The sequence below is a fragment of the Pseudomonas sp. JQ170C genome (assembly GCF_035581345.1).
Classification (GTDB): domain Bacteria; phylum Pseudomonadota; class Gammaproteobacteria; order Pseudomonadales; family Pseudomonadaceae; genus Aquipseudomonas.
Map to the genome: position 1 here is coordinate 1,342,658 of NZ_CP141608.1, position 21,774 is coordinate 1,364,431.

The window sequence follows — 21,774 nt, forward strand, 5'->3', positions numbered from 1 at the left end:
AACGCAGACTTCTAGGGTTTTTCATGACGCGCTACATATTCGTCACGGGCGGTGTTGTTTCTTCATTGGGGAAAGGCATTGCCTCGGCTTCATTGGCGGCCATCCTGGAGGCGCGGGGGCTCAAGGTCACCATGCTCAAGCTGGACCCGTACATCAACGTCGACCCGGGCACCATGAGCCCGTTCCAGCACGGTGAAGTGTTCGTCACCCACGACGGCGCCGAGACCGACCTGGACCTGGGCCACTACGAGCGGTTCATCCGCACGACCATGACCCAGAACAACAACTTCACCACCGGCCGTATCTACGAGCACGTGCTGCGCAAGGAGCGCCGTGGTGATTACCTGGGCGCGACCATCCAGGTCATTCCGCACATCACCGACGAGATCAAGCGCCGCATCATCAAGGGTGCCGGCGATGCCGACGTGGCCCTGGTGGAGATCGGTGGCACCGTGGGTGACATCGAGTCGCAACCGTTTCTCGAGGCGATTCGCCAGTTGCGCGTTGAAGTGGGTTCCAAGCGCGCCATGCTGATGCACTTGACCCTGGTGCCTTACATCGCCACCGCTGGCGAGACCAAGACCAAGCCTACCCAGCACTCGGTCAAGGAGCTGCGCTCCATCGGCCTGCAGCCTGATGTGCTGATCTGCCGTTCCGACCATCCGGTCGATGTGTCCTCGCGTCGCAAGATCGCTCTGTTCACCAACGTCGAAGAGCGTGCGGTGATCTCACTGGAAGACGTCGATACCATCTACAAGATCCCGGCCGTGCTGCACGCCCAGGGCCTTGATGATTTCGTCGTCGAGCGTTTCGGCCTGCAGTGCAATGGCGCCGACCTGTCCGAGTGGGAAAAGGTCGTCGATGCCAAGCTCAACCCAGAGCACGAAGTGACCATCGCCATGGTCGGCAAGTACATGGAGCTGCTGGACGCCTACAAATCGCTGATCGAAGCGATGAGCCATGCTGGCATCCAGAACCGCACCAAGGTCAACCTGCGCTACATCGACTCCGAAGACATCGAGAACCAGGGCACCAGCCTGCTCGAAGGCGCCGATGCCATCCTGGTACCGGGCGGCTTCGGTCTGCGCGGTGTCGAAGGCAAGATCACTGCCGTGCAATACGCTCGCGAGAACAAGGTGCCTTACCTGGGTATCTGCCTGGGCATGCAAGTGGCGGTTATCGAATTCGCCCGTAACGTCATGGGCTGGAAAGATGCCAACTCCACCGAGTTCGATCGCAACAGCGGTCACCCGGTCGTCGGCCTGATCACCGAGTGGGAAGACGCCACCGGCGCAGTCGAAACCCGTACCGAAGCGTCCGACCTGGGCGGCACCATGCGTCTGGGTGCCCAGGAGTGCCAGCTGGAAAGCGGCTCCAAGGTTCACGACTGCTACGCCAAGGATGTGATCGTCGAGCGTCATCGTCACCGCTACGAAGTGAACAACAAGCTGCTGCCGCAGTTGGTTGATGCCGGCCTCAAGGTTTCCGGTCGCTCCGGTGACGGCGCGCTGGTCGAAGTGGTCGAGTCCCAGGACCATCCATGGTTCGTCGCTTGCCAGTTCCACCCTGAGTTCACCTCGACTCCGCGCGACGGCCACCCGCTGTTCAGCGGCTTCGTCAAGGCGGCACTGGCTCAAAAGAACAAGGCCTGATCCATGACCCAGAAGATCATTCGCGTCGGTAACATCGAGATCGCCAACGACAAGCCGTTCGTCCTGTTCGGCGGCATGAACGTGCTGGAATCTCGTGACCTGGCCATGAAGATCTGCGAAGAGTACGTGCGGGTTACCGAGAAGCTCGGTATCCCTTACGTGTTCAAGGCAAGCTTCGACAAGGCCAACCGTTCGTCGAGCCACTCTTACCGCGGTCCTGGCCTGGAAGCGGGCTTGAAGATCTTCGAAGAGATCAAGCAGACCTTCAAGGTTCCGGTGATCACCGATGTCCACGAGCCGCATCAGGCGCAAGCCGTGGCGGATGTCTGCGACATCATTCAGTTGCCGGCGTTTCTATCGCGCCAGACTGACCTGGTCGTGGCCATGGCCAAGACCGGTGCGGTGATCAACATCAAGAAGGCCCAGTTCCTCGCACCCCAGGAGATGCAACACATCCTGTCCAAGTGCGAGGAAAACGGTAACGATCAATTGATCCTGTGCGAGCGTGGCTCCAGCTTCGGGTACAACAACCTGGTGGTGGACATGCTCGGTTTCGGGATCATGAAGCAGTTCGAGTACCCGGTGTTTTTCGACGTGACCCATGCCCTGCAAATGCCAGGTGGTCGCGCCGATTCTGCTGGTGGCCGCCGCGCCCAGGTTACGGATCTCGCCAAGGCGGGTCTGAGCCAGAGCCTGGCCGGGCTGTTCCTCGAGTCCCACCCGGACCCGGACAATGCCAAGTGCGACGGTCCATGCGCCCTGCGCCTGGACAAACTGGAGCCATTCCTGGCCCAGCTCAAGCAACTGGACGATCTGGTGAAAAGTTTTCCGACGGTAGAAACCGCGTAAACCTCATTTCTCCGGTAAAGTACCGCACGTTCAACCCCTGACCCACGGGTCAGGGGCCTGCCATCGCCAGGTCTGCCCCTTTAAAACTGCCAGGCGAGCGGCAAAGATTTTTTTCAGCTGCGTTGTTTTCGTCAATTCTGGAGTGCTTACAACAATGGCAAAAATCGTCGACATCAAAGGTCGTGAAGTTCTCGATTCGCGTGGTAACCCCACCGTAGAAGCGGACGTACTGCTCGACAACGGCATCATCGGCAGCGCTTGCGCGCCGTCCGGTGCTTCCACTGGCTCGCGCGAAGCGCTGGAGCTGCGTGATGGCGACAAGAGCCGTTACATGGGCAAGGGCGTCCTGAAGGCCGTTGCCAACATCAACGGCCCGATCCGCGACCTGCTGCTGGGCAAGGATCCACTGGACCAGAAAGCCCTCGACCGCGCCATGATCGAACTGGACGGTACCGAGAACAAAGCCAAACTGGGCGCCAACGCTATCCTCGCCGTGTCCCTGGCTGCCGCCAAGGCCGCTGCCCAGGACCAGGACCTGCCACTGTACGCGCACATCGCCAACCTCAATGGCACCCCTGGCCAGTACTCCATGCCCGTACCGATGATGAACATCATCAACGGTGGTGAGCATGCCGACAACAACGTCGATATCCAGGAGTTCATGGTTCAGCCGGTAGGCGCCAAGACCTTCTCCGACGCACTCCGCATGGGCACCGAGATTTTCCATCACCTCAAGGCTGTGCTGAAGGCCCGTGGCCTGAACACTGCTGTAGGTGACGAAGGTGGTTTCGCCCCTAACCTGGCGTCCAACGAAGATGCCCTGTCGGCCATCGCCGAAGCCGTGGCTAACGCTGGCTACAAGCTGGGTACCGACGTGACCCTGGCCCTGGACTGCGCTGCCAGTGAATTCTTCGAAGACGGCAAGTACAACCTGTCTGGCGAAGGCAAGTCCTTCGACGCTGCCGGTTTTGCCGACTACCTCAAAGGCCTGACCGAGCGCTTCCCGATCATCTCGATCGAAGACGGCCTGGACGAGTCCGACTGGGCTGGCTGGAAGATCCTCACCGACAAGATTGGCGAGAAGGTGCAACTGGTCGGTGACGACCTGTTCGTAACCAACACCAAGATCCTGAAAGAAGGCATCGACAAGCAGATCGCCAACTCGATCCTGATCAAGTTCAACCAGATCGGCTCGCTGACCGAAACCCTGGAAGCCATCCAGATGGCCAAGGCTGCCGGTTACACCGCAGTGATCTCGCACCGTTCGGGCGAAACCGAAGATTCGACCATTGCCGACCTGGCCGTGGGTACCGCTGCTGGCCAGATCAAGACCGGTTCGCTGTGCCGTTCCGACCGCGTTTCCAAGTACAACCAGCTGCTGCGTATCGAAGAGCAACTGGGCAGCAAGGCTGTGTACCGTGGTCGTGCCGAGTTTCGCGGCTAAGCAAGAGATGGTAAAAAGACAGCAGCCCAAGCGTGCCGAGCAGTCATACTGACTGTTCAGCCGCTTTTTGCCGCAGGTCTGTGAACACAAAGCCTGGCTTCGGCCAGGCTTCGTGCCATCAGCGCCCTGTACAAGTGGCGGTCTTTTTCCACTGGATACCCTGATGCGCAGTCCCTATTGGTTGTTCCTCGTCTTGCTTCTGCTGCTCGGTGGCCTGCAGTATCGTTTGTGGGTGGGCAATGGCAGCCTGGCCCATGTCACCGAACTCCAGCAGCAGATTGCCGACCAGCACGCCGAGAACGAGCGCTTGCTGGAGCGCAATCGTGTGCTTGATGCAGAAGTACTGGAGTTGAAGAAAGGTATGGAAACCGTCGAAGAACGGGCACGCCATGAGTTGGGTATGGTCAAGGAGGGTGAAACCCTCTACCAGTTGGCCCAATGAACCAGAACTTGCCGGCCTTCTGGGCCGTGATTCCCGCCGCGGGCGTTGGTGCCCGCATGGCTGCCGACCGACCCAAGCAGTACCTGCAATTGGGCGGGCAGACCATCCTCGAGCATAGCCTCGACTGTTTTCTCGACCATCCCTGTGTAAAAGGGGTGGTTGTCAGCGTTGCTGCTGACGATCCTTACTGGCCCGGCCTGCGTTGCGCCAATGATCCGCGCATCCAGCGTGCAGCGGGCGGTCAGGAACGCGCCGACTCCGTACTCAATGCCTTGTTGTTGCTGCATGCCCAGGGCGCAGCCGACACCGACTGGGTATTGGTTCACGATGCGGCGCGGCCAAACCTGGCACGCAGCGATCTGGATCGCTTGTTGGCCGAGCTGGCCGACGATCCGGTCGGCGGCCTGTTGGCCGTGCCGGCCCGCGACACACTGAAGCGCGCAGATGCCAAGGGCCGGGTCAGTGCAACCATCGACCGTAGCACCGTCTGGCAGGCTTACACGCCGCAGATGTTTCGCCTCGGTGCCTTGCATCGGGCGTTGGCCGACAGCCTGGTGGCCGATGTGGCCATCACCGATGAGTCTTCGGCCATTGAGTGGGCAGGGCAGGCGCCGCGTTTGATTGAGGGGCGCAGTGACAATATCAAGGTGACCCGGCCCGAAGACCTGGAGTGGCTGCGTCAGCGCTGGGCCAAGCGCGGCTGAACACAGCAATTGCGCAGTTAATGCCCCCGATATTCCGGCAAGGTCGCCAACCCTTCGCGCAAGTAATCCACCAGCTTGCGCACTTTGGGCGAAAGATGCCGCTGCTGCGGATACAGCGCCCACACCGCGGTGTTGGGCGGCTGATGCGTTTCCAGCAGCGACACCAGTGCACCAGTCTTGAGATGTTCCAGAACGTAGTAATCCGGCAACTGGCACAAGCCTATCCCTTGCAGCGCCGCATCCAGCACCGCCTGGCCACTGTTGCAGCGCCAGTTACCCTGCACACGCAGGCCATATTTGCGGCCGTCCTGCTGCAATGGCCAGGTATCTGTGCTGCCGATCAGGCAGTTGTGTCGCGCCAGTTCCGACAGGCTATGCGGCCGACCATAGCGCTCCACATAGGCCGGTGACGCGCACAGGTACATGCGCCGGGGCGCAAGGCGGGTGGCCACCAGTCGCGAATCCTGCAGGCGGCCCAGGCGAATGGCCAGGTCCAGGCCTTCATGCAACAGGTCCAGGGTGCGGTTGCTCAGCTCGATGTCGACCCGCAATTGCGGATACAGCGCCATGAACCGGGTCACCAGCGGCACGATGAAGCGCTCGCCATAAGCCACCGCGCAGGTCATGCGCAGCAACCCCTTGGGCTCGCTGGTGAGATCGCCCATCGCGCGCAACGCTTCTTCGCGGCCATCCTGCAGCCGCTGGCAATGTTGCAGAAAGGTCTGTCCGGCCTCGCTCAAGGTGACCTTGCGCGTGCTGCGGTAAAGCAGGCGTGTTTGCAGGCGGTCTTCCAGGCGCGCGATCTGGCGGCTGATGTGGGATGAAGAAACGCCCAGGCGTTCGGCGGCAGCGGTGAACTGACCCGATTCGGCGACGGCGACGAATTCGTCGATGCCTTCCCAGCGGTTGCTCATTGATTATCCCTGTACGGCAATAATGTTTTGTCTTTGGCCGGATTATTCATCAAATAAGGATGAATTACACTGCTGACTTGAACTGACCCCTTGTTGGAGAAGATTGATGATCAAGTCCCGTGCCGCCGTTGCTTTCGAGGCCAAGAAACCGCTGGAGATCGTTGAAGTCGACGTGGCCATGCCCAAGGCAGGTGAAGTGCTGCTTCGCGTGGTCGCCAGCGGTGTTTGCCACACCGACGCCTACACCCTCTCCGGTGCAGACCCTGAAGGCATCTTCCCGTCGATTCTTGGCCATGAAGGCGGTGCGATCGTCGAGGCCGTGGGCGAGGGCGTTACGTCGGTCGCAGTGGGTGATCATGTGATCCCGCTGTACACCCCCGAGTGCGGCCAGTGCAAATTCTGCCGCTCCGGCAAGACCAACCTGTGCCAGGCCATTCGCGCCACTCAGGGCAAGGGGCTGATGCCTGATGGCACCACGCGCTTTTCCTACAAAGGTCAGCAGCTGTTCCACTACATGGGCACCTCGACCTTCTCCGAGTACACCGTGCTGCCGGAAATCTCCGTGGCCAAGATCCAGAAAGAAGCGCCCCTGGAGAAGGTCTGCCTGCTCGGCTGTGGCGTCACTACCGGCATCGGCGCCGTGCTCAACACTGCCAAGGTCAAGCCGGGCGATACCGTGGCCGTCTTTGGCCTGGGTGGCATCGGCTTGTCGGCGATCATTGGCGCGGTAAAAGCCAAGGCGTCGCGCATCATTGCCGTGGACATCAACCCGAGCAAGTTCGAGATTGCCAAGCAGCTGGGCGCTACCGATTGCGTCAACCCGAAAGACTATGATCGTCCGATCCAGGAGGTCATCGTCGACCTTACCGACGGTGGCGTGGACTTCTCCTTTGAATGCGTGGGTAACGTGCAGTTGATGCGTGCGGCGCTCGAGTGCTGCCACAAAGGCTGGGGTGAATCGGTGATCATTGGTGTTGCCGGCGCCGGCCAGGAAATCGCTACTCGCCCGTTCCAACTGGTGACCGGTCGCGTCTGGCGTGGCTCGGCCTTTGGTGGTGTACGTGGCCGCAGCGAGCTGCCAAGCTACGTCGAAATGTCGGAAAAAGGCGAGATCCCGCTGGATACCTTCATCACACACACCATGGGTCTGGAAGACATCAACAAAGCGTTCGACCTCATGCATGAAGGCAAGAGTATCCGTAGCGTCATTCATTTCTGAGGTTTGCCATGAGCCTGGAAAACATCTCTTGCCAGAAAAGCTTCGGCGGCTGGCACAAGCGCTACCGACACCGTTCCCAAGTGCTCGGTTGCGACATGGTCTTTGCGGTCTACCTGCCACCGCAGGCCGAGCAAGGCGAAAAGCTGCCAGTGCTGTATTGGCTCAGTGGCCTGACCTGCACGGATGAGAACTTCATGCAGAAGGCCGGTGCGCACAAGCTTGCTGCCGAGCTCGGGATGATCATCGTCGCCCCCGACACCAGCCCGCGCGGGCCTCAGGTGCCGGGCGACCCGGATGGCGCCTGGGACTTCGGGCTGGGGGCTGGTTTCTATCTCAATGCCAGCGAGCAGCCCTGGTCCCAGCACTACCGTATGCATGACTACGTGGTGCAGGAGCTGCCTGCGCTGGTCGATGCGCATTTCCCGGCGTCCGATCGGCGCGGTATCAGCGGTCATTCCATGGGCGGGCATGGTGCGTTGGTGTGTGCGCTGCGCAATCCCGGGCGCTACCGTTCGGTCTCGGCCTTTGCGCCGATCAGCAATCCGATGGATTGCCCCTGGGGCCAGAAGGCCTTCTCTCGTTACTTGGGTGAAGACCGGGCGCGCTGGCGCGAATGGGATGCCAGTGTGTTGATTGCCGAGGCGCAGGAGCGTTTGCCGTTGTTGGTGGATCAGGGCGATCGCGACGATTTTCTCGACAATCAGCTCAAGCCCCAGGCATTGGTCCAGGCGGCCAAGGCGGCCGGGCATCCGCTGGAGCTGCGTTTGCAGCCTGGCTATGACCACAGCTATTACTTCATCGCCAGCTTCATTGATGAGCACCTGCGCCATCATGGCGTGGCCCTGGGTTTGTTGTAGGCACCGCCCTACAAATAAGCCCAAGGCCCGGCAAAGCAGGTAGAATCACGCCCTGACTCAATCAGGGCGTTTTTTTATGCGTATTGGCCACGGCTACGATGTGCACCGCTTCGCGGAAGGTGATTTCATCACCTTGGGTGGGGTGCGCATTGCGCACAAGTTCGGGCTGTTGGCCCATTCCGATGGTGACGTCGTGCTGCATGCCTTGAGCGATGCCTTGCTGGGCGCCGCCGCACTTGGGGATATCGGCAAGCATTTTCCCGACACCGACCCGCAGTTCAAGGGTGCTGACAGTCGCGTACTGTTGCGCCACGTGGTGAAGGTCGTCCAGGCCAAAGGCTGGAAGGTCGGCAATGTCGACGCCACCATCGTTGCCCAGGCGCCGAAGATGGCGCCGCATATCGAAACCATGCGCCAACTGATTGCCGAGGACCTTCAGGTCGAGCTCGACCAGGTCAACGTCAAGGCAACAACCACAGAGAAACTTGGTTTCACCGGCCGTGAAGAAGGCATTGCCGTCCACGCCGTGGCCTTGTTGCTGCCAGCATGACCGAACTGGAACTGCTGGGCCCGCGCGCCTCGGGCCAGGCGCTGGGCAGCGCGATTCTCAAGGCCACTGCCGATGACTTCCAGGTAGACGAAGTCCTGGATATTCCGCTCTCGGGCAATGGTGAACACCTGTGGTTGTGGGTCGAAAAGCGCGACCTCAACACCGAAGAGGCGGCTCGCCGTCTGGCTCGGGCAGCGGGCGTGCCGCTGCGCAGCATCAGCTATGCCGGCCTCAAGGACCGTCAGGCGCTGACTCGGCAGTGGTTCAGCCTGCACTTGCCAGGCAAGGCCGACCCGGATTTCGGCGCGGCCGAGAACGAGACCCTCAGCATCCTCAAGCGCACCCGGCACTCTCGCAAACTGCAGCGTGGTGCGCATTCTGCCAATGGCTTCACCCTGCGCCTGACAGGCCTGGTCGCCGACCATGCAGCCCTGGATGCGCGGCTGGAACTGCTGCGCCGTCAGGGTGTGCCGAACTATTTCGGCAGCCAGCGCTTCGGTCACGCCGGCGGCAACGTTCATGACGCTCAGGATTGGGCTTCCCGCCAGGCACTGCCGGAGCAACGCAACGTGCGCTCACGGCTGCTCTCCAGTGCCCGTAGCTATGTGTTCAACCAGGTATTGGCAGCGCGTGTTGCCGACGGCAGTTGGCAAACGGCTCTGGTCGGTGACCTGCTGGCGTTCACCGACAGTCGCAGCTTTTTCCCGGCCGGCGAGGCGGAGTGTTCTGATCCTCGTCTGGCCATTCTGGATCTGCACCCCACGGGTCCCCTGTGGGGCGAAGGGGCGCCGGGTACCGGTGGTGCAACCGGTGAGCTCGAACAGGCCATTGGCGAGCAACACGCTTCGTTGTGCCAATGGCTGGCGCGAGCAGGCATGAGTCAGGAACGACGCATCCTGCGACTGCCCATTGGCGGCCTGACGTGGCATTATCCCGAGCCTGATATTCTGCAACTGGAATTCGTCCTTCCGGCCGGATGCTTTGCCACCGTCGTGGTGCGCGAGCTTGTTGATCTGGTGTCGGCAGGGCAGACGGATAGCCCATGCGTATTCTGATTTCGAACGACGACGGCGTCACCGCACCCGGACTTGCCGCGCTGCATGCTGCGCTGGCGGATTATGCTGACTGTGTGGTCATCGCCCCCGATCAAGACAAAAGCGGTGCCAGCAGCTCGCTGACGCTGGATCGGCCGCTGTGCCCGCAAACTTTGGCCAATGGCTACATCAGCCTCAACGGTACACCGACCGATTGCGTGCACCTGGGCCTCAATGGCCTGTTGGAGCAGACGCCGGACATGGTGGTATCGGGGATCAATCTGGGCGCCAACCTGGGCGATGATGTGCTGTACTCCGGTACGGTGGCAGCGGCATTGGAGGGGCGCTTCCTGGGCGGTACCTCCTTTGCTTTTTCGCTGCTTTCACGTTTGCCTGACAACCTGCCGACTGCTGCCTATATTGCACGCAAGCTGGTTGAAGCCCATGGAAGCCTGGAGTTGCCACCTCGTACGGTGTTGAACGTCAACATCCCCAACCTGCCGCTTGAGCATATCCGGGGTATCCAACTGACTCGCCTGGGGCATCGTGCACGCGCCGCGGCACCGACCAAGGTGGTCAATCCCAGGGGCAAGGAAGGTTACTGGATCGCCGTGGCCGGGGATGCCGAGGATGGCGGGCCAGGCACGGATTTTCATGCGGTGATGCAGGGCTATGTCTCGATCACCCCATTACAGTTGGACCGCACCTTCAATGACGCTTTCGAGCGCCTGGATGGCTGGCTGGAGGGGTTGCTCTGATGCGAGAACAGGAGGATCTGATGCGCCACGGTATCGGTTTTACCTCGCAGCGAACTCGTGAACGGCTGATTCAACGTTTGATCGAAGAAGGTGTATCCAACCCTCAGGTGCTCGATGTGCTGCGGCGCACGCCGCGCCATCTGTTTGTCGACGAGGCGTTGGCTCATCGCGCCTACGAAGACACCGCGCTGCCCATCGGCAACAACCAGACCATCTCCCAGCCGTTCATGGTTGCGCACATGAGCGAACTGCTGCTCGAAGCGGGCCCGTTGGACAAAGTGCTGGAGATCGGTACCGGCTCCGGTTATCAAACAGCCATCCTTGCGCAGTTGGTCGAGCGGGTTTTTTCCGTGGAGCGCATCAAAGTCCTGCAGGATCGTGCCAAGGAGCGCCTGACCGAACTCAACCTGCGCAACGTGGTGTTTCGCTGGGGTGATGGCTGTGAGGGCTGGCCTGCGCTGGCGCCGTACAACGGCATCATTGTCACCGCCGTGGCGCCCGAAGTCCCCCAAGCCTTGCTCGACCAACTCGCACCGGGCGGGCGTATGGTCATTCCAGTGGGGCCGGCAGGGGAGTCGCAGCAGTTGCTGCTCATCGTGCGTGAAGAGCAAGGGTTCTCGCGGCGGGTGATGGGCTCTGTACGCTTTGTGCCCTTGCTCAGCGGCCCGCTGGCCTGATCGAAGCTATTTTTTCGCCGCGGGAGAATTTCCCCGACATTGCTCTGTCTATCTGGCGGGCTATCTTGGTTTGTCGAGTGTCACATTTTGCGAATGCCTGTGATCCGCAAGGGGTATGCGCTCGGGTATAATTGCAACAATATTGCATTTTCACAGCAGTCACCATCAGAGGGAGCGGCGGGTGGGTCACACAATCAGTCGGCAGCGCAGGGACTTTTCGAGCTACAAGCTTCTGGTGATTGCACTTGCCCTGGGTACGCTGATTTCCGGTTGTTCCAGCACGTCCTCCAACAGTGCGCGAGTCGTCGATCGCAACGCGCCCGTAGCCAAGCGCCCAGCAGTCACCAGTGGCCAGTATGTGGTGCGTCCGGGCGATACCTTGTACTCCATCGCCTTCCGTTACGGCTGGGACTACAAAGACCTGGCCGCGCGCAATGGCATCACTGCCCCCTATACCATTCGCGTCGGCCAGGCGATCCGTTTTGACGGTCGCTCGGGTGCTCCTGCCGGGGGAACTACCACCGTAGTCACCAGTTCGTCCTCGCCGTCGAGCAAGACCACCATCACCACCCGACCTGCTGGTACCCCCGCCAAGCCTGTGACCCCTACGTCCCCTCCGGTTGCCACGCCTGCCCCCTCTGCCCCCTCTGCCCCCCCTGCAGCGCCGGTCCAGGTACCTGCTGCAGAGCGTTCTGTGGGCGGCTGGGCCTGGCCGGCCAACGGCGTGTTGATTGGAAAATTCGCTTCAAACGGTAGTTTGAATAAAGGCATTGATATCGCCGGTGATTTGGGACAGCCTGTTTTTGCTGCGTCTGATGGTTCAGTTGTCTACGCCGGGAGTGGCTTGCGGGGCTACGGCGAGTTGGTAATCATCAAGCACAGCGATACCTACGTCAGCGCCTACGGTCACAACCGCAGGCTATTGGTTCGGGAGGGACAGCAGGTCAAAGTTGGGCAGACAATTGCCGAAATGGGTTCCACGGGCACGGACCGGGTGAAGCTGCATTTTGAGATTCGCCGCCAGGGCAAACCTGTTGATCCGCTGCAATTCCTGCCGCGTCGTTGATTGCTAGACCCGGCCTGTTCCTCGCGTAGAGGGGACAGGCTCCAGCGTTGCCAAGGATATAGGCGTCGCTTGAGTCTGAGTTCGAACTCAGCAAAGGACTATAACAATGGCTCTCAACAAAGAAGTGCCGGAGTTTGACATCGACGATGAAGTGCTCCTGATGGAGACGGGCATCGTTTTGGAAACGGATGTGGTGTCAGACGAACCTGCTGTATCTTCGGTTCGGACAAGGGCCAAGCAAGGCTCTTCGCTAAAGCAACACAAGTACATCGACTACACTCGGGCACTTGACGCAACTCAGCTTTACCTCAATGAAATCGGGTTCTCGCCTCTTCTCTCGCCAGAGGAAGAAGTCCATTTTGCACGGCTGTCGCAAAGTGGTGACCCGGCCGGTCGCAAGCGGATGATCGAAAGCAATTTGCGCCTGGTGGTGAAAATCGCCCGACGTTATGTGAATCGTGGGCTTTCACTGCTGGACCTGATCGAAGAGGGCAACCTTGGGCTGATTCGCGCGGTCGAGAAGTTCGACCCTGAGCGTGGCTTCCGATTCTCCACCTACGCTACCTGGTGGATTCGGCAAACCATCGAACGGGCGATCATGAACCAGACCCGTACCATTCGCTTGCCCATTCACGTGGTCAAGGAGCTGAACGTCTACCTGCGCGCCGCACGGGAACTCACCCAGAAGCTCGATCACGAACCGTCCCCGGAAGAGATTGCCAGCCTCCTGGAAAAACCTGTGGGTGAGGTCAAGCGCATGCTTGGGCTCAACGAGCGGGTATCGTCGGTTGATGTGTCCCTGGGGCCGGATTCAGACAAGACGCTACTCGATACCCTCACCGATGACCGCCCAACCGACCCTTGTGAGCTGCTTCAGGATGATGACCTGTCCCAGAGCATCGACCAGTGGTTGAGCGAACTCACCGACAAGCAGCGTGAAGTGGTGATTCGCCGCTTCGGCCTCAGAGGGCATGAGAGCAGCACCCTGGAAGATGTAGGTTTGGAAATTGGCCTGACGCGCGAGCGGGTTCGCCAGATCCAGGTCGAGGGACTCAAGCGTCTGCGTGAGATCCTCGAGAAGAACGGTTTGTCCAGCGAGTCGCTGTTCCAATAACAACGCCTCGCAGCAAAGAACGCCTCGACTTTGTCGGGGCGTTTTTGTGTGTGGCTCTTCAGCTTGAGGGTGAAACCTCTCCGTCTGTTGCAACCGAAACATCCGGTTCTGGACGAATGCGTGCTAAAGCCGCGGGTAATGTTCTTGTTTGTGTAAGACTTAGCTTACGCATTATGTAAGCCATTGCTGCGAGTTTAAGTAAATGCTTGTCTTTTTTAGTGTGGGCTTTTGTTTAATTTATTGATTTAAAAGATATTTTTTAAGTGTGACAGTTAAGTTTCCGCTGCTTCGGCAGCGTTGGGTGCTATTGCTTGTAACGCTGCAGGCGTTAGTATTTGAACTGTGTCTACGGACGGACACAGGCTTTCAAGGATGAGGGTCAGGACATCGCAGGATGCGATTCATCAGGATGATGAAAGGGATCAAAGGGACTACGGAAAAAATGTGGGCGGGTCAAACCGCCCCTTTTTTTTGCCCCACCCAAACATGAAAAAAGGCCCCTAGGGGCCTTTTTTTATCTTCAAACGCCTAGCGTTCCAGATCAGCGATCTTGCCTGGCTTGCCATCCCACTCTTCGGCATCTGGCAGGGCGTCTTTGCGCTCAGTGATGTTCGGCCAGATTTCCGCGAGCTCGGCATTGAGCTCGATGAAGTTCTCCATGCCACTCGGCACTTCATCTTCCGAGAAAATGGCTTGGGCAGGGCATTCAGGCTCGCACAGTGCACAGTCGATGCACTCATCCGGGTGAATGACCAGGAAGTTCGGGCCTTCGTAGAAGCAGTCCACCGGACAGACTTCTACGCAGTCGGTGTACTTGCACTTGATGCAGTTGTCGGTGACGACGAAGGTCATTTCTAATTCTCTCCTCAGGCGACGGCAGCGATACCCTTCCAGACAGGGTCGCGCGGTTTGGTCGTTCGGCTACAGGCCAGGCTAGTAACCTGCAGCACCGCCAAACCGCGCGGGATTCTATCAGCTTGTACGGGCGCGCGTTATAACAGAGTCTTCAGTGTATAGAGCATTTCGATAGCTTGGCGCGGCGTCATATTGTCCAGGTCGAGCTTCCCGAGCTTCTCGATGGCCGGGTGTGGCAGGCTGGCAAACAGGTCGCTCTGGTGCGGAACATCCGCCGCACCTTTGCTCAAGACAGGTGTTTCATGGGGTAGGCTGGCCGTTTCCAGGCGCCCCAGATGCTCACGGGCACGCTGGATAACCGGAGTAGGCACACCGGCCAACTGGGCAACGGCCAAGCCATAGCTCTGACTGGCAGGCCCCGGCAATACGTGGTGCAGGAACACGATCCGCTCATTGTGCTCGGTGGCGTTCAGGTGCACGTTCGCCACCAGCGGCTCGCTTTCCGGCAGTACGGTCAGCTCAAAGTAATGCGTGGCGAACAGCGTGTAGGCGCGCAACTGGGCCAGGCGCTCGGCAGCGGCCCAGGCCAGCGACAGGCCGTCGAAGGTGCTGGTGCCGCGACCCACTTCGTCCATCAGCACCAGGCTGCGGTCGGTGGCGTTGTGCAGGATGTTGGCGGTTTCGCTCATCTCGACCATGAAGGTCGAGCGTCCGCCGGCCAGGTCATCGCTGGAGCCGATCCGGGTAAAGATCCGATCAACCAGCGACAGCTCGCAGCTGGCGGCCGGCACGAAACTGCCGATATGTGCCATCAGCACGATGAGGGCGGTCTGACGCATGTAGGTGGATTTACCGCCCATGTTCGGACCGGTAATCACCAGCATGCGCGTGTTGTCATCCAGCGCCAGGTCATTGGCCACGAACGGGGTGGTCAGCACTTGCTCGACCACAGGGTGGCGACCCTGGTTGATGCGCATGCACGGCTCGTCGACGAAGGTCGGGCAGTTCAGGTCCAGGTTCAGCGCACGTTCAGCCAGGTTGCTCAGCACGTCCAGTTCGGCCAGGGCGGCGGCGGTGTCCTGCAGCGGCGCCAGATGGCTGATCAGGGTTTCGAGCAGCGCGTCATAGAGCATCTTCTCCCGAGCCAGGGCGCGGCTTTTGGCCGACAGCGCCTTGTCTTCAAAGGTTTTCAGCTCCGGGGTGATGAAGCGCTCGGCGCCTTTGAGGGTCTGGCGCCGGATATAGTCGGCAGGTGCCTGCTCGGCCTGCTTGCTCGGCAGCTCGATGAAATAGCCGTGTACACGGTTATAGCCGACCTTGAGATTGGCAAGGCCGGTACGGGCTTTTTCCCGGGCCTCGAGGTCGATGAGGAACTGGCCGGCGTTCTCGCTCATGGCCAACAGCTCGTCCAGCTCACTGTCGTAGCCGGTCTTGAGCACGCCGCCGTCACGGATCACCGCAGGAGGGTTATCGACGATGGCTTTTTCCAGCAGATCGGCCAGCTCCGGGTACGTGCCGGCGATGGCAGCCAGGCGGGCGAGATGCGGCGCCTCGAGTTCGGCCATGGCGTTTTGCAATTCAGGCAAGGCGCCGAGGGCGTCACGCAGGCGGGCCAGGTCCCGTGGGCGGGCGTTGCGCAGGCCGATGCGGGCGAGAATCCGCTCGATGTCGCCGATTTCCTTGAGTTGCGGTTGCAACTTCTCGAAGCGGTAGCCATCGAGCAGGCAGCGAATCGAACCCTGGCGGGCCTGAAGCACTTTCAGGTCACGCAGCGGACGGTTCAGCCAGCGGGTCAGCAGGCGGCTGCCCATGGCGGTCTGGCAGCGGTCGATGACCGACTGCAAGGTGTTGTCGCGACCACCTGCCAGGTTGATGTCCAGTTCCAGGTTGCGACGGCTGGCGCCGTCGAGCACCACGGTATCGTCCAGGCGCTCATGCTTGAGGCTGCGCAAATGGGGCAGGGCGGTGCGCTGGGTTTCCTTGGCATAGCCGAGCAGGCAGCCCGCAGCGCCAATGGCGAGGGTCAGCTTTTCACAGCCAAAGCCCTTGAGGTCCTGGGTTGCGAACTGCTGGCACAGGCTTTTGCGTGCCGAGTCACGGTCGAAGTCCCAGGGGGCGCGGCGACGGGCGCCCCGGCGTTTTTCAGCCGGCAGGCCTTGTGGCCAGTCGTCCGGAATCAATAGCTCTACCGGATTGATGCGTTCGAGCTCGGCCAGCAGGTTTTCCCAGCCTTTGATCTCCAGCACCGTGAAGTTGCCGCTGGTAATGTCCAGTACTGCCAGGCCGAACAGACGTTCGTCACCCAGCACGGCAGCGATCAGGTTGTCGCGGCGCTCGTCGAGCAACGCTTCATCACTGACAGTACCCGGCGTAAGAATACGCACCACCTGGCGCTCGACCGGACCCTTGCTGGTGGCCGGGTCGCCAACCTGCTCGCAGATCACCACCGACTCGCCCAGCTTCACCAGCTTGGCCAGGTACCCTTCGGCTGCGTGGAAGGGGATGCCACACATGGGGATCGACTGGCCCGCCGACTGCCCGCGGGCGGTCAGGGTAATATCCAGGAGTTTTGCGGCCTTCTTCGCATCTTCGTAGAAGATCTCGTAGAAGTCGCCCATGCGGTAGAACATCAGCTGGTCCGGGTGCTGGTTTTTCAGCTTCCAGTACTGCTGCATCATCGGAGTGTGTGCGGAAAGATCGCTCATTACAGAAACTTGGCTCGCAGTGTCGTTTAGACCAAAGGCAAGCGGGCAATGGTACAGGGATTTTGCCGTGGATGCCGAGGCCATCGGCCGCGCCGCGACCTTTTGTCCATGCATTTTCGTGCATTGGAGCAATTGCATTTCGCCCAAGCGCTCTGCATTATGCGGATTATGCAAAAACGCAACGTAGCATCCGTCTTAAGAGCACTGCTCGACCGTCACGGTATCTCCCCCACGGAGCTTCACCGGCGTACCGGCGTGCCGCAATCCACCTTGTCGCGCATTCTCAGCGAGAAGATCGTCGATCCTTCTGACAAGCATGTGTCGAAAATCGCCGAGTACTTCGGGGTGAGCACCGACCAACTGCGTGGCCGTGTCGACCTGGGCGAAAGCCGCGAGGCAGCGCCTGCCCGCAGCCATGCCGAGTTGCATGACATCAGCCTGTGGGATGACGACACCCCGATCGAGGATGACGAGGTGTCCATCCCGTTTCTTCGCGAGGTCGAATTGGCAGCAGGATCAGGACGATTCGTCATCGAGGAAAGCGAGAAGGCCAGCCTGCGCTTCGGCAAGCGCAGCCTGCGTCATAACGGCGTGCAGTTCGACCAGGCCAAATGCGTCACCGTACGCGGCAACAGCATGTTGCCGGTGCTGCGCGATGGCGCCACGGTGGGGGTCAATGCCGGTAAAAGTGGCATTGGCGATATCGTCGACGGTGATCTCTATGCCATCAATCACAATGGCCAGTTGCGGGTGAAGCAGCTCTACCGCTTGCCTACCGGTATCCGCTTGCGCAGCTTCAACCGCGACGAGCATCCGGATGAAGACTACAGCTTCCAGCAGATGCAAGAAGAGCAGATCAGCATCCTGGGTCACGTCTTCTGGTGGGGCATGTACGCTCGCTGAAGCAATCACTTGATCTGAAAAACCCGCCTTGGCGGGTTTTTTTTCGCCTGCTGAAAACCCGTAAGCCCTTACCAGAGAAGGATTTTATGCAGAGGTGCAATTCTCGATGCATAAATATCTCAACAAATGCATTGACTGCATATGCATCAGTGCATAATCTTTGTCTCAAGCCGGTCGACACCGGCAGTGGAAAAGGCAGCGATGGATCGGCCTCAACGATTCAGAGGGTTGGCAACTGGCCCGGGTGTGCAGCGTAAAGCACCACGAACAGTTATCCGGCGGGCAGGCGGCCGCGGTCGGAGGAACAATTTGAAGCGCAGTTGCACAGGGCACCAGACGTGACTGGCAACTGGACAACGCATTACTGCAAAGCCTGGACAGCCCCGGGCTTTTTGGAATGCCGAGTGATCGGTTCTACAACAAACGCCGCAGGCAGCGTGCCGAGCGGACTTACTAAGGAGACAGGACAGTGACAAATGAGCACCAGACGTTGCTGGAAATGCCGATCTGGCTGGTGATCGTCCTGGCTTTGCTGGGCGGTTTGAGCGGCGAAATGTGGCGTGCAGACAAGGACGGCGCCCGAGGTTGGGCGCTGGTCCGGCGCCTTCTGCTGCGCTCGGGGGCCTGCATGGTCTGCGGTGTGTCCACGGTGATGCTCCTGTATGCCAGCGGCATGTCGATCTGGAGCGCCAGCGCCTTTGGCTGCCTGACCGCGATGGCGGGAGCTGACATGGCGATAGGCCTTTATGAACGTTGGGCGGCGAGACGATTGGGCATGGAGACGCAACGGCCGGGCGCTCACCACCAGGGCAACAAAAAAAGGGAGTGATCATGAGCGAACTGACGACCTTGCATCAGGCCATCACCGCGACCATCAAGACAGCCATGCCTGAGCTGGCCAGTGTCGATGCGTATGTGGCCGTCGACAGCAGCACGGCTTTGCCCGCGCTGTTTCATTCCATTACTGCCTTGAGACCCGCCGTAGACCCTGGCGATGGTCGCGCCAGCATCCTGGCGACCTTTGAGGCCCGCCTCCATGTAGATGCGGCAGATACCCAGGCGCCCCTGCGCCCTGGATGGCGAGTTTCTGATCGAGTCGGTAGCGCAGACGTTCACAGCATCCGGTTGGAGCACCGCTGTCGAGTGCAACGGCGGCAAGCAGGGCAAGGCCCGGGCCAAGGGCAGTCAAACCGGGCGGGCTGCGTCGCTCAAGGCTGAGCAGCGTTGACTGCCATACCTGAACATGGAGTGTGTATATGACGTTGGAACAACTTGCTGCCGTGTTTCCGAACGTCCGCCTGAACGCGGGCGTTTTTTTACCGGCATTGAATCAGGCCATGACCCGCTGGGAGATCAACACTCCCCGGCGAGTCGCAGCCTTCCTCGCCCAGGTAGGGCACGAGTCCGGGCAACTGCGCTACGTCAAGGAACTGGGGAGCGAGCGCTATCTGTCGCGTTACGACACTGGCAGTCTGGCATTGCGCCTGGGCAATACCACCGAAGCCGACGGTGATGGCCAGTTGTACTGTGGGCGAGGCCTGATCCAGATCACCGGGCGCAATAACTATCGGGCCTGCAGTGTGGCGCTGTTCGGGGATGATCGTTTGCTTGATCAACCGCAGTTGCTTGAGCAGCCACAATGGGCCTCGGAGTCTGCCGCGTGGTTCTGGCATTCACGGGGCTTGAACCAGCTGGCGGACCGCGGTGAGTTCAATCGCATTACCCGACATATCAATGGCGGGCTCAATGGCCTGGAAGAGCGCCTGAAACTCTGGGCGAGGGCTCGTGAGGTGTTGTATTGAGTCGTGCTCGCGTGGGGCGGTGCCGGCGCGTTGAGGATGTGTGGTAGGCCGGAGCTGGTGTAGGGTAGCTGGCAGTCTTTCAAGGAGCTTGCCATGGACCCGATCACAGCGCTTTCTGCCCGCCTGGGTGAACACCTGCGTCGCTTCAATGCCCAGGTGACAACGGCCGAATCCTGCACCGGCGGCGGCATTGCAGAGGCCATTACCCGGATTCCGGGCAGCTCGGCCTGGTTCGAGGCGGGTTACGTGACCTATTCCAATCAGCAGAAAACCCGTCAGTTGGCTGTCCCCGAGGTCTTGTTTGCCCAGGTGGGAGCGGTCAGCCAGGAGGTGGTCGAGGCCATGGTGCGTGGCGCCCAGGCTGCCAGCGGTGCGCGTTTTGCCGTGGCGGTCAGTGGCGTGGCCGGGCCGGATGGTGGTTCGCCGGCAAAACCGGTGGGCACCGTGTGGCTGGCCTGGGCCGATGGCAGCCATGTAAGCAGCGAGCGTCGGCACTTCGAGGGTGACCGCGACGAGGTGCGCCGACAAACGGTAATCGCCGCGCTAGAGGGCTTGTTACACCTTGGCGCGGAGTAAATCGCAATTCGGGGGTAGGCGGAAAGAAAACCCTGTGGAATAATACTGGCTACTTATACAGGTGTTCTGGCCGTCAGGCCCTATCGATTACGTGAGGACTTCAATGGACGACAACAAGAAGCGCGCCTTGGCTGCGGCCCTGGGGCAAATCGAACGTCAATTCGGTAAAGGCGCGGTCATGCGCATGGGCGACCACGAGCGCCAGGCAATCCCGGCCATTTCCACCGGCTCCCTGGGCCTGGACATCGCCCTGGGCATTGGCGGTCTGCCAAAAGGCCGTATCGTCGAGATCTACGGTCCTGAATCGTCGGGTAAAACTACCCTGACCCTGTCGGTGATCGCCCAGGCTCAGAAAATGGGCGCTACCTGTGCCTTCGTCGACGCCGAGCACGCGCTCGACCCCGAGTACGCTGGCAAGCTGGGCGTCAATGTCGACGACCTGCTGGTCTCGCAGCCAGACACCGGCGAACAGGCCCTGGAAATCACCGACATGCTGGTGCGTTCCAACGCCGTTGACGTGATCATTGTCGACTCCGTCGCAGCCCTGGTACCCAAGGCCGAGATCGAAGGCGAAATGGGTGACATGCACGTGGGCCTGCAGGCCCGCCTGATGTCCCAGGCGCTGCGTAAGATCACCGGTAACATCAAGAACGCCAACTGCCTGGTGATCTTCATCAACCAGATCCGCATGAAGATCGGCGTGATGTTCGGTAGCCCGGAAACCACTACCGGTGGTAACGCGCTGAAGTTCTACGCCTCGGTTCGTCTCGACATCCGCCGTACCGGCGCGGTGAAGGAAGGCGACGAAGTGGTTGGTAGCGAAACCCGCGTCAAGATCGTCAAGAACAAGGTGGCGCCACCTTTCCGTCAGGCCGAATTCCAGATCCTCTACGGCAAGGGTATTTACCGCAACGGCGAAATCATCGACCTGGGCGTGCTGCACGGCTTCCTGGAAAAATCGGGCGCCTGGTACAGCTACCAGGGCAGCAAGATCGGTCAGGGCAAGGCCAACTCGGCCAAGTTCCTCCAGGAAAACCCGGAAATCGCCGCGACCCTCGAGAAGCAGATTCGCGACAAACTGCTCAATGCAGGGGCTGTCGAGGCTGCTGGCAAGGCTGCAGCGGTCAGCGCCGAGCCTGAAGACGATCTGGCAGACGCCGAAGCCGGTTACTGATCCCTCCTATGTCCGTCGTACTCGACACCCCCGTCGCCGTAAGACGGACAGCCATGGACCTGCTCGCACGCCGCGAGCATGGTCGAGTCGAGCTGACGCGCAAGTTGCGTCAGCGCGGCGCTCCCCCCGAATTGATTGACCAGGAGCTCGACCGTCTGACGGAAGAGGGCCTGCTCAGTGAAGCCCGTTACCTGGAAAGTTTCATCAGCTATCGCTCGCGTTCCGGCTACGGCCCGGCACGTATACGCGAAGAGCTGGGCCAACGCGGCTTGCAACGTAGTGATATCGATCAGGCCCTGCGTGAATGCGGGGTGGACTGGGCGGCTCAGTTGCAGGATGTCTGGCAGCGAAAGTTTTCGGGTCAACGCCCCGTCGATCCGCGCGCCCGAGCACAGCAAACCCGTTTTCTGGTCTACCGTGGCTTCTCCATGGATATGGTCGGCCGCCTGCTAAGCGGCCGGGGTTTGGACGACTAGCTA

At 60.3% G+C, this 21,774-nt stretch carries 22 protein-coding genes and 1 pseudogene; 20 read left to right on the forward strand and 3 right to left on the reverse strand.

The features are described 5' to 3' along the window. Positions 1-23 precede the first annotated feature (23 nt). From U9R80_RS06080 to ispD, 5 genes are all read left to right on the forward strand, one after another. Entirely contained in the window at positions 24-1,652 is a 1,629-nt protein-coding gene (locus U9R80_RS06080; protein WP_128322413.1) for a CTP synthase, read from the forward strand. A gap of 3 nt (positions 1,653-1,655) precedes the next feature. Continuing rightward, entirely contained in the window at positions 1,656-2,501 is an 846-nt protein-coding gene (gene kdsA / locus U9R80_RS06085; RefSeq protein ID WP_301837219.1) for a 3-deoxy-8-phosphooctulonate synthase, read from the forward strand. A 154-nt stretch (positions 2,502-2,655) separates the two neighbouring features. Continuing rightward, the gene (gene eno / locus U9R80_RS06090) at positions 2,656-3,945 is read left to right on the forward strand and encodes a phosphopyruvate hydratase (RefSeq protein WP_301837218.1); all 1,290 of its coding nucleotides are present in this window, start codon (positions 2,656-2,658) and stop codon (positions 3,943-3,945) included. 163 nt (positions 3,946-4,108) lie between these two features. Continuing rightward, on the forward strand, positions 4,109-4,387 hold the full coding sequence (gene ftsB / locus U9R80_RS06095; RefSeq protein ID WP_028943006.1) for a cell division protein FtsB: 279 nt from the start codon (positions 4,109-4,111) through the stop codon (positions 4,385-4,387). Beyond that, positions 4,384-5,091, forward strand: coding sequence for a 2-C-methyl-D-erythritol 4-phosphate cytidylyltransferase (gene ispD / locus U9R80_RS06100; protein ID WP_301837217.1), 708 nt, complete (start codon positions 4,384-4,386; stop codon positions 5,089-5,091). The genes ftsB and ispD overlap by 4 nt, the downstream gene beginning before the upstream one ends. Positions 5,092-5,108: 17 nt before the next feature. On the opposite strand, the gene U9R80_RS06105 is transcribed toward ispD, so the two are convergent. After that, positions 5,109-6,005 carry a LysR substrate-binding domain-containing protein gene (locus U9R80_RS06105; protein WP_301837216.1) on the reverse strand — a complete coding sequence of 299 codons (897 nt, stop codon included), beginning with the start codon at positions 6,003-6,005 and terminating at the stop codon, positions 5,109-5,111. Between the two features lie 106 nt (positions 6,006-6,111). On the opposite strand from U9R80_RS06105, the gene U9R80_RS06110 reads away from it, so the two are divergent. The 8 genes from U9R80_RS06110 to rpoS all read left to right on the forward strand — a co-directional run bounded on the left by U9R80_RS06110 (position 6,112) and on the right by rpoS (position 13,280). Further along, positions 6,112-7,224 carry an S-(hydroxymethyl)glutathione dehydrogenase/class III alcohol dehydrogenase gene (locus tag U9R80_RS06110; RefSeq protein WP_301837215.1) on the forward strand — a complete coding sequence of 371 codons (1,113 nt, stop codon included), beginning with the start codon at positions 6,112-6,114 and terminating at the stop codon, positions 7,222-7,224. A gap of 8 nt (positions 7,225-7,232) precedes the next feature. After that, positions 7,233-8,081: an S-formylglutathione hydrolase gene (gene fghA / locus U9R80_RS06115; RefSeq protein WP_301837213.1), complete on the forward strand. Its 849-nt coding sequence runs from the start codon at positions 7,233-7,235 to the stop codon at positions 8,079-8,081. Positions 8,082-8,157: 76 nt separating this feature from the next. Next, positions 8,158-8,631, forward strand: a complete 474-nt coding sequence (gene ispF, locus U9R80_RS06120) for a 2-C-methyl-D-erythritol 2,4-cyclodiphosphate synthase (protein WP_301837212.1) — start codon at positions 8,158-8,160, stop codon at positions 8,629-8,631. Beyond that, positions 8,628-9,686, forward strand: a complete 1,059-nt coding sequence (gene truD, locus U9R80_RS06125) for a tRNA pseudouridine(13) synthase TruD (protein ID WP_301837210.1) — start codon at positions 8,628-8,630, stop codon at positions 9,684-9,686. Before ispF ends, truD begins: the two co-directional genes overlap by 4 nt. Further along, entirely contained in the window at positions 9,674-10,423 is a 750-nt protein-coding gene (gene surE, locus U9R80_RS06130) for a 5'/3'-nucleotidase SurE (protein ID WP_301837209.1), read from the forward strand. Before truD ends, surE begins: the two co-directional genes overlap by 13 nt. Before the next feature lie 20 nt (positions 10,424-10,443). Continuing rightward, positions 10,444-11,100, forward strand: coding sequence for a protein-L-isoaspartate(D-aspartate) O-methyltransferase (locus U9R80_RS06135; protein WP_442964940.1), 657 nt, complete (start codon positions 10,444-10,446; stop codon positions 11,098-11,100). A 181-nt stretch (positions 11,101-11,281) separates the two neighbouring features. Next, complete coding sequence (locus U9R80_RS06140) at positions 11,282-12,166, forward strand: peptidoglycan DD-metalloendopeptidase family protein (RefSeq protein WP_301837204.1); 885 nt, start codon at positions 11,282-11,284, stop codon at positions 12,164-12,166. Between the two features lie 106 nt (positions 12,167-12,272). Further along, the gene (gene rpoS / locus U9R80_RS06145) at positions 12,273-13,280 is read left to right on the forward strand and encodes an RNA polymerase sigma factor RpoS (protein WP_028943016.1); all 1,008 of its coding nucleotides are present in this window, start codon (positions 12,273-12,275) and stop codon (positions 13,278-13,280) included. A 528-nt stretch (positions 13,281-13,808) separates the two neighbouring features. Here the strand turns inward: rpoS and fdxA are convergent. Further along, positions 13,809-14,132 (reverse strand): ferredoxin FdxA, encoded by a 324-nt coding sequence (gene fdxA, locus U9R80_RS06150; protein WP_003252355.1) that lies wholly within the window; start codon positions 14,130-14,132, stop codon positions 13,809-13,811. Between the two features lie 140 nt (positions 14,133-14,272). Continuing rightward, entirely contained in the window at positions 14,273-16,840 is a 2,568-nt protein-coding gene (mutS, locus tag U9R80_RS06155) for a DNA mismatch repair protein MutS (RefSeq protein WP_301837203.1), read from the reverse strand. Positions 16,841-16,999: 159 nt separating this feature from the next. Between mutS and U9R80_RS06160 the strand changes: the two genes are divergently transcribed. The 7 genes and pseudogenes from U9R80_RS06160 to recX all read left to right on the forward strand — a co-directional run bounded on the left by U9R80_RS06160 (position 17,000) and on the right by recX (position 21,771). After that, entirely contained in the window at positions 17,000-17,743 is a 744-nt protein-coding gene (locus U9R80_RS06160) for a LexA family transcriptional regulator (RefSeq protein ID WP_301837202.1), read from the forward strand. A gap of 469 nt (positions 17,744-18,212) precedes the next feature. After that, positions 18,213-18,572 (forward strand): phage holin family protein, encoded by a 360-nt coding sequence (locus tag U9R80_RS06165; RefSeq protein ID WP_301837201.1) that lies wholly within the window; start codon positions 18,213-18,215, stop codon positions 18,570-18,572. A 243-nt stretch (positions 18,573-18,815) separates the two neighbouring features. Continuing rightward, positions 18,816-18,971 (forward strand): annotated as a pseudogene (locus U9R80_RS06170) (phage late control D family protein); the annotation flags it as partial. Between the two features lie 28 nt (positions 18,972-18,999). Continuing rightward, complete coding sequence (locus tag U9R80_RS06175; protein ID WP_442964941.1) at positions 19,000-19,545, forward strand: glycoside hydrolase family 19 protein; 546 nt, start codon at positions 19,000-19,002, stop codon at positions 19,543-19,545. 93 nt (positions 19,546-19,638) lie between these two features. After that, entirely contained in the window at positions 19,639-20,121 is a 483-nt protein-coding gene (locus tag U9R80_RS06180) for a CinA family protein (protein WP_301837199.1), read from the forward strand. A gap of 103 nt (positions 20,122-20,224) precedes the next feature. After that, positions 20,225-21,295, forward strand: coding sequence for a recombinase RecA (gene recA / locus U9R80_RS06185; protein WP_274118237.1), 1,071 nt, complete (start codon positions 20,225-20,227; stop codon positions 21,293-21,295). An 8-nt stretch (positions 21,296-21,303) separates the two neighbouring features. Further along, on the forward strand, positions 21,304-21,771 hold the full coding sequence (recX, locus tag U9R80_RS06190) for a recombination regulator RecX (RefSeq protein ID WP_301837198.1): 468 nt from the start codon (positions 21,304-21,306) through the stop codon (positions 21,769-21,771). The last annotated feature ends 3 nt before the right edge of the window (positions 21,772-21,774 follow it).

Coding starts and splice junctions, on each gene's coding strand:
- U9R80_RS06080 (WP_128322413.1), top strand. CDS start 24: ATGACGCGCTACATATTCGTCACGGGCGGTGTTGTTTCTTCATTGGGG.
- kdsA (WP_301837219.1), top strand. CDS start 1,656: ATGACCCAGAAGATCATTCGCGTCGGTAACATCGAGATCGCCAACGAC.
- eno (WP_301837218.1), top strand. CDS start 2,656: ATGGCAAAAATCGTCGACATCAAAGGTCGTGAAGTTCTCGATTCGCGT.
- ftsB (WP_028943006.1), top strand. CDS start 4,109: ATGCGCAGTCCCTATTGGTTGTTCCTCGTCTTGCTTCTGCTGCTCGGT.
- ispD (WP_301837217.1), top strand. CDS start 4,384: ATGAACCAGAACTTGCCGGCCTTCTGGGCCGTGATTCCCGCCGCGGGC.
- U9R80_RS06105 (WP_301837216.1), bottom strand. CDS start 6,005: ATGAGCAACCGCTGGGAAGGCATCGACGAATTCGTCGCCGTCGCCGAA.
- U9R80_RS06110 (WP_301837215.1), top strand. CDS start 6,112: ATGATCAAGTCCCGTGCCGCCGTTGCTTTCGAGGCCAAGAAACCGCTG.
- fghA (WP_301837213.1), top strand. CDS start 7,233: ATGAGCCTGGAAAACATCTCTTGCCAGAAAAGCTTCGGCGGCTGGCAC.
- ispF (WP_301837212.1), top strand. CDS start 8,158: ATGCGTATTGGCCACGGCTACGATGTGCACCGCTTCGCGGAAGGTGAT.
- truD (WP_301837210.1), top strand. CDS start 8,628: ATGACCGAACTGGAACTGCTGGGCCCGCGCGCCTCGGGCCAGGCGCTG.
- surE (WP_301837209.1), top strand. CDS start 9,674: ATGCGTATTCTGATTTCGAACGACGACGGCGTCACCGCACCCGGACTT.
- U9R80_RS06135 (WP_442964940.1), top strand. CDS start 10,444: ATGCGCCACGGTATCGGTTTTACCTCGCAGCGAACTCGTGAACGGCTG.
- rpoS (WP_028943016.1), top strand. CDS start 12,273: ATGGCTCTCAACAAAGAAGTGCCGGAGTTTGACATCGACGATGAAGTG.
- fdxA (WP_003252355.1), bottom strand. CDS start 14,132: ATGACCTTCGTCGTCACCGACAACTGCATCAAGTGCAAGTACACCGAC.
- mutS (WP_301837203.1), bottom strand. CDS start 16,840: ATGAGCGATCTTTCCGCACACACTCCGATGATGCAGCAGTACTGGAAG.
- U9R80_RS06160 (WP_301837202.1), top strand. CDS start 17,000: ATGCGGATTATGCAAAAACGCAACGTAGCATCCGTCTTAAGAGCACTG.
- U9R80_RS06175 (WP_442964941.1), top strand. CDS start 19,000: ATGACGTTGGAACAACTTGCTGCCGTGTTTCCGAACGTCCGCCTGAAC.
- U9R80_RS06180 (WP_301837199.1), top strand. CDS start 19,639: ATGGACCCGATCACAGCGCTTTCTGCCCGCCTGGGTGAACACCTGCGT.
- recA (WP_274118237.1), top strand. CDS start 20,225: ATGGACGACAACAAGAAGCGCGCCTTGGCTGCGGCCCTGGGGCAAATC.
- recX (WP_301837198.1), top strand. CDS start 21,304: ATGTCCGTCGTACTCGACACCCCCGTCGCCGTAAGACGGACAGCCATG.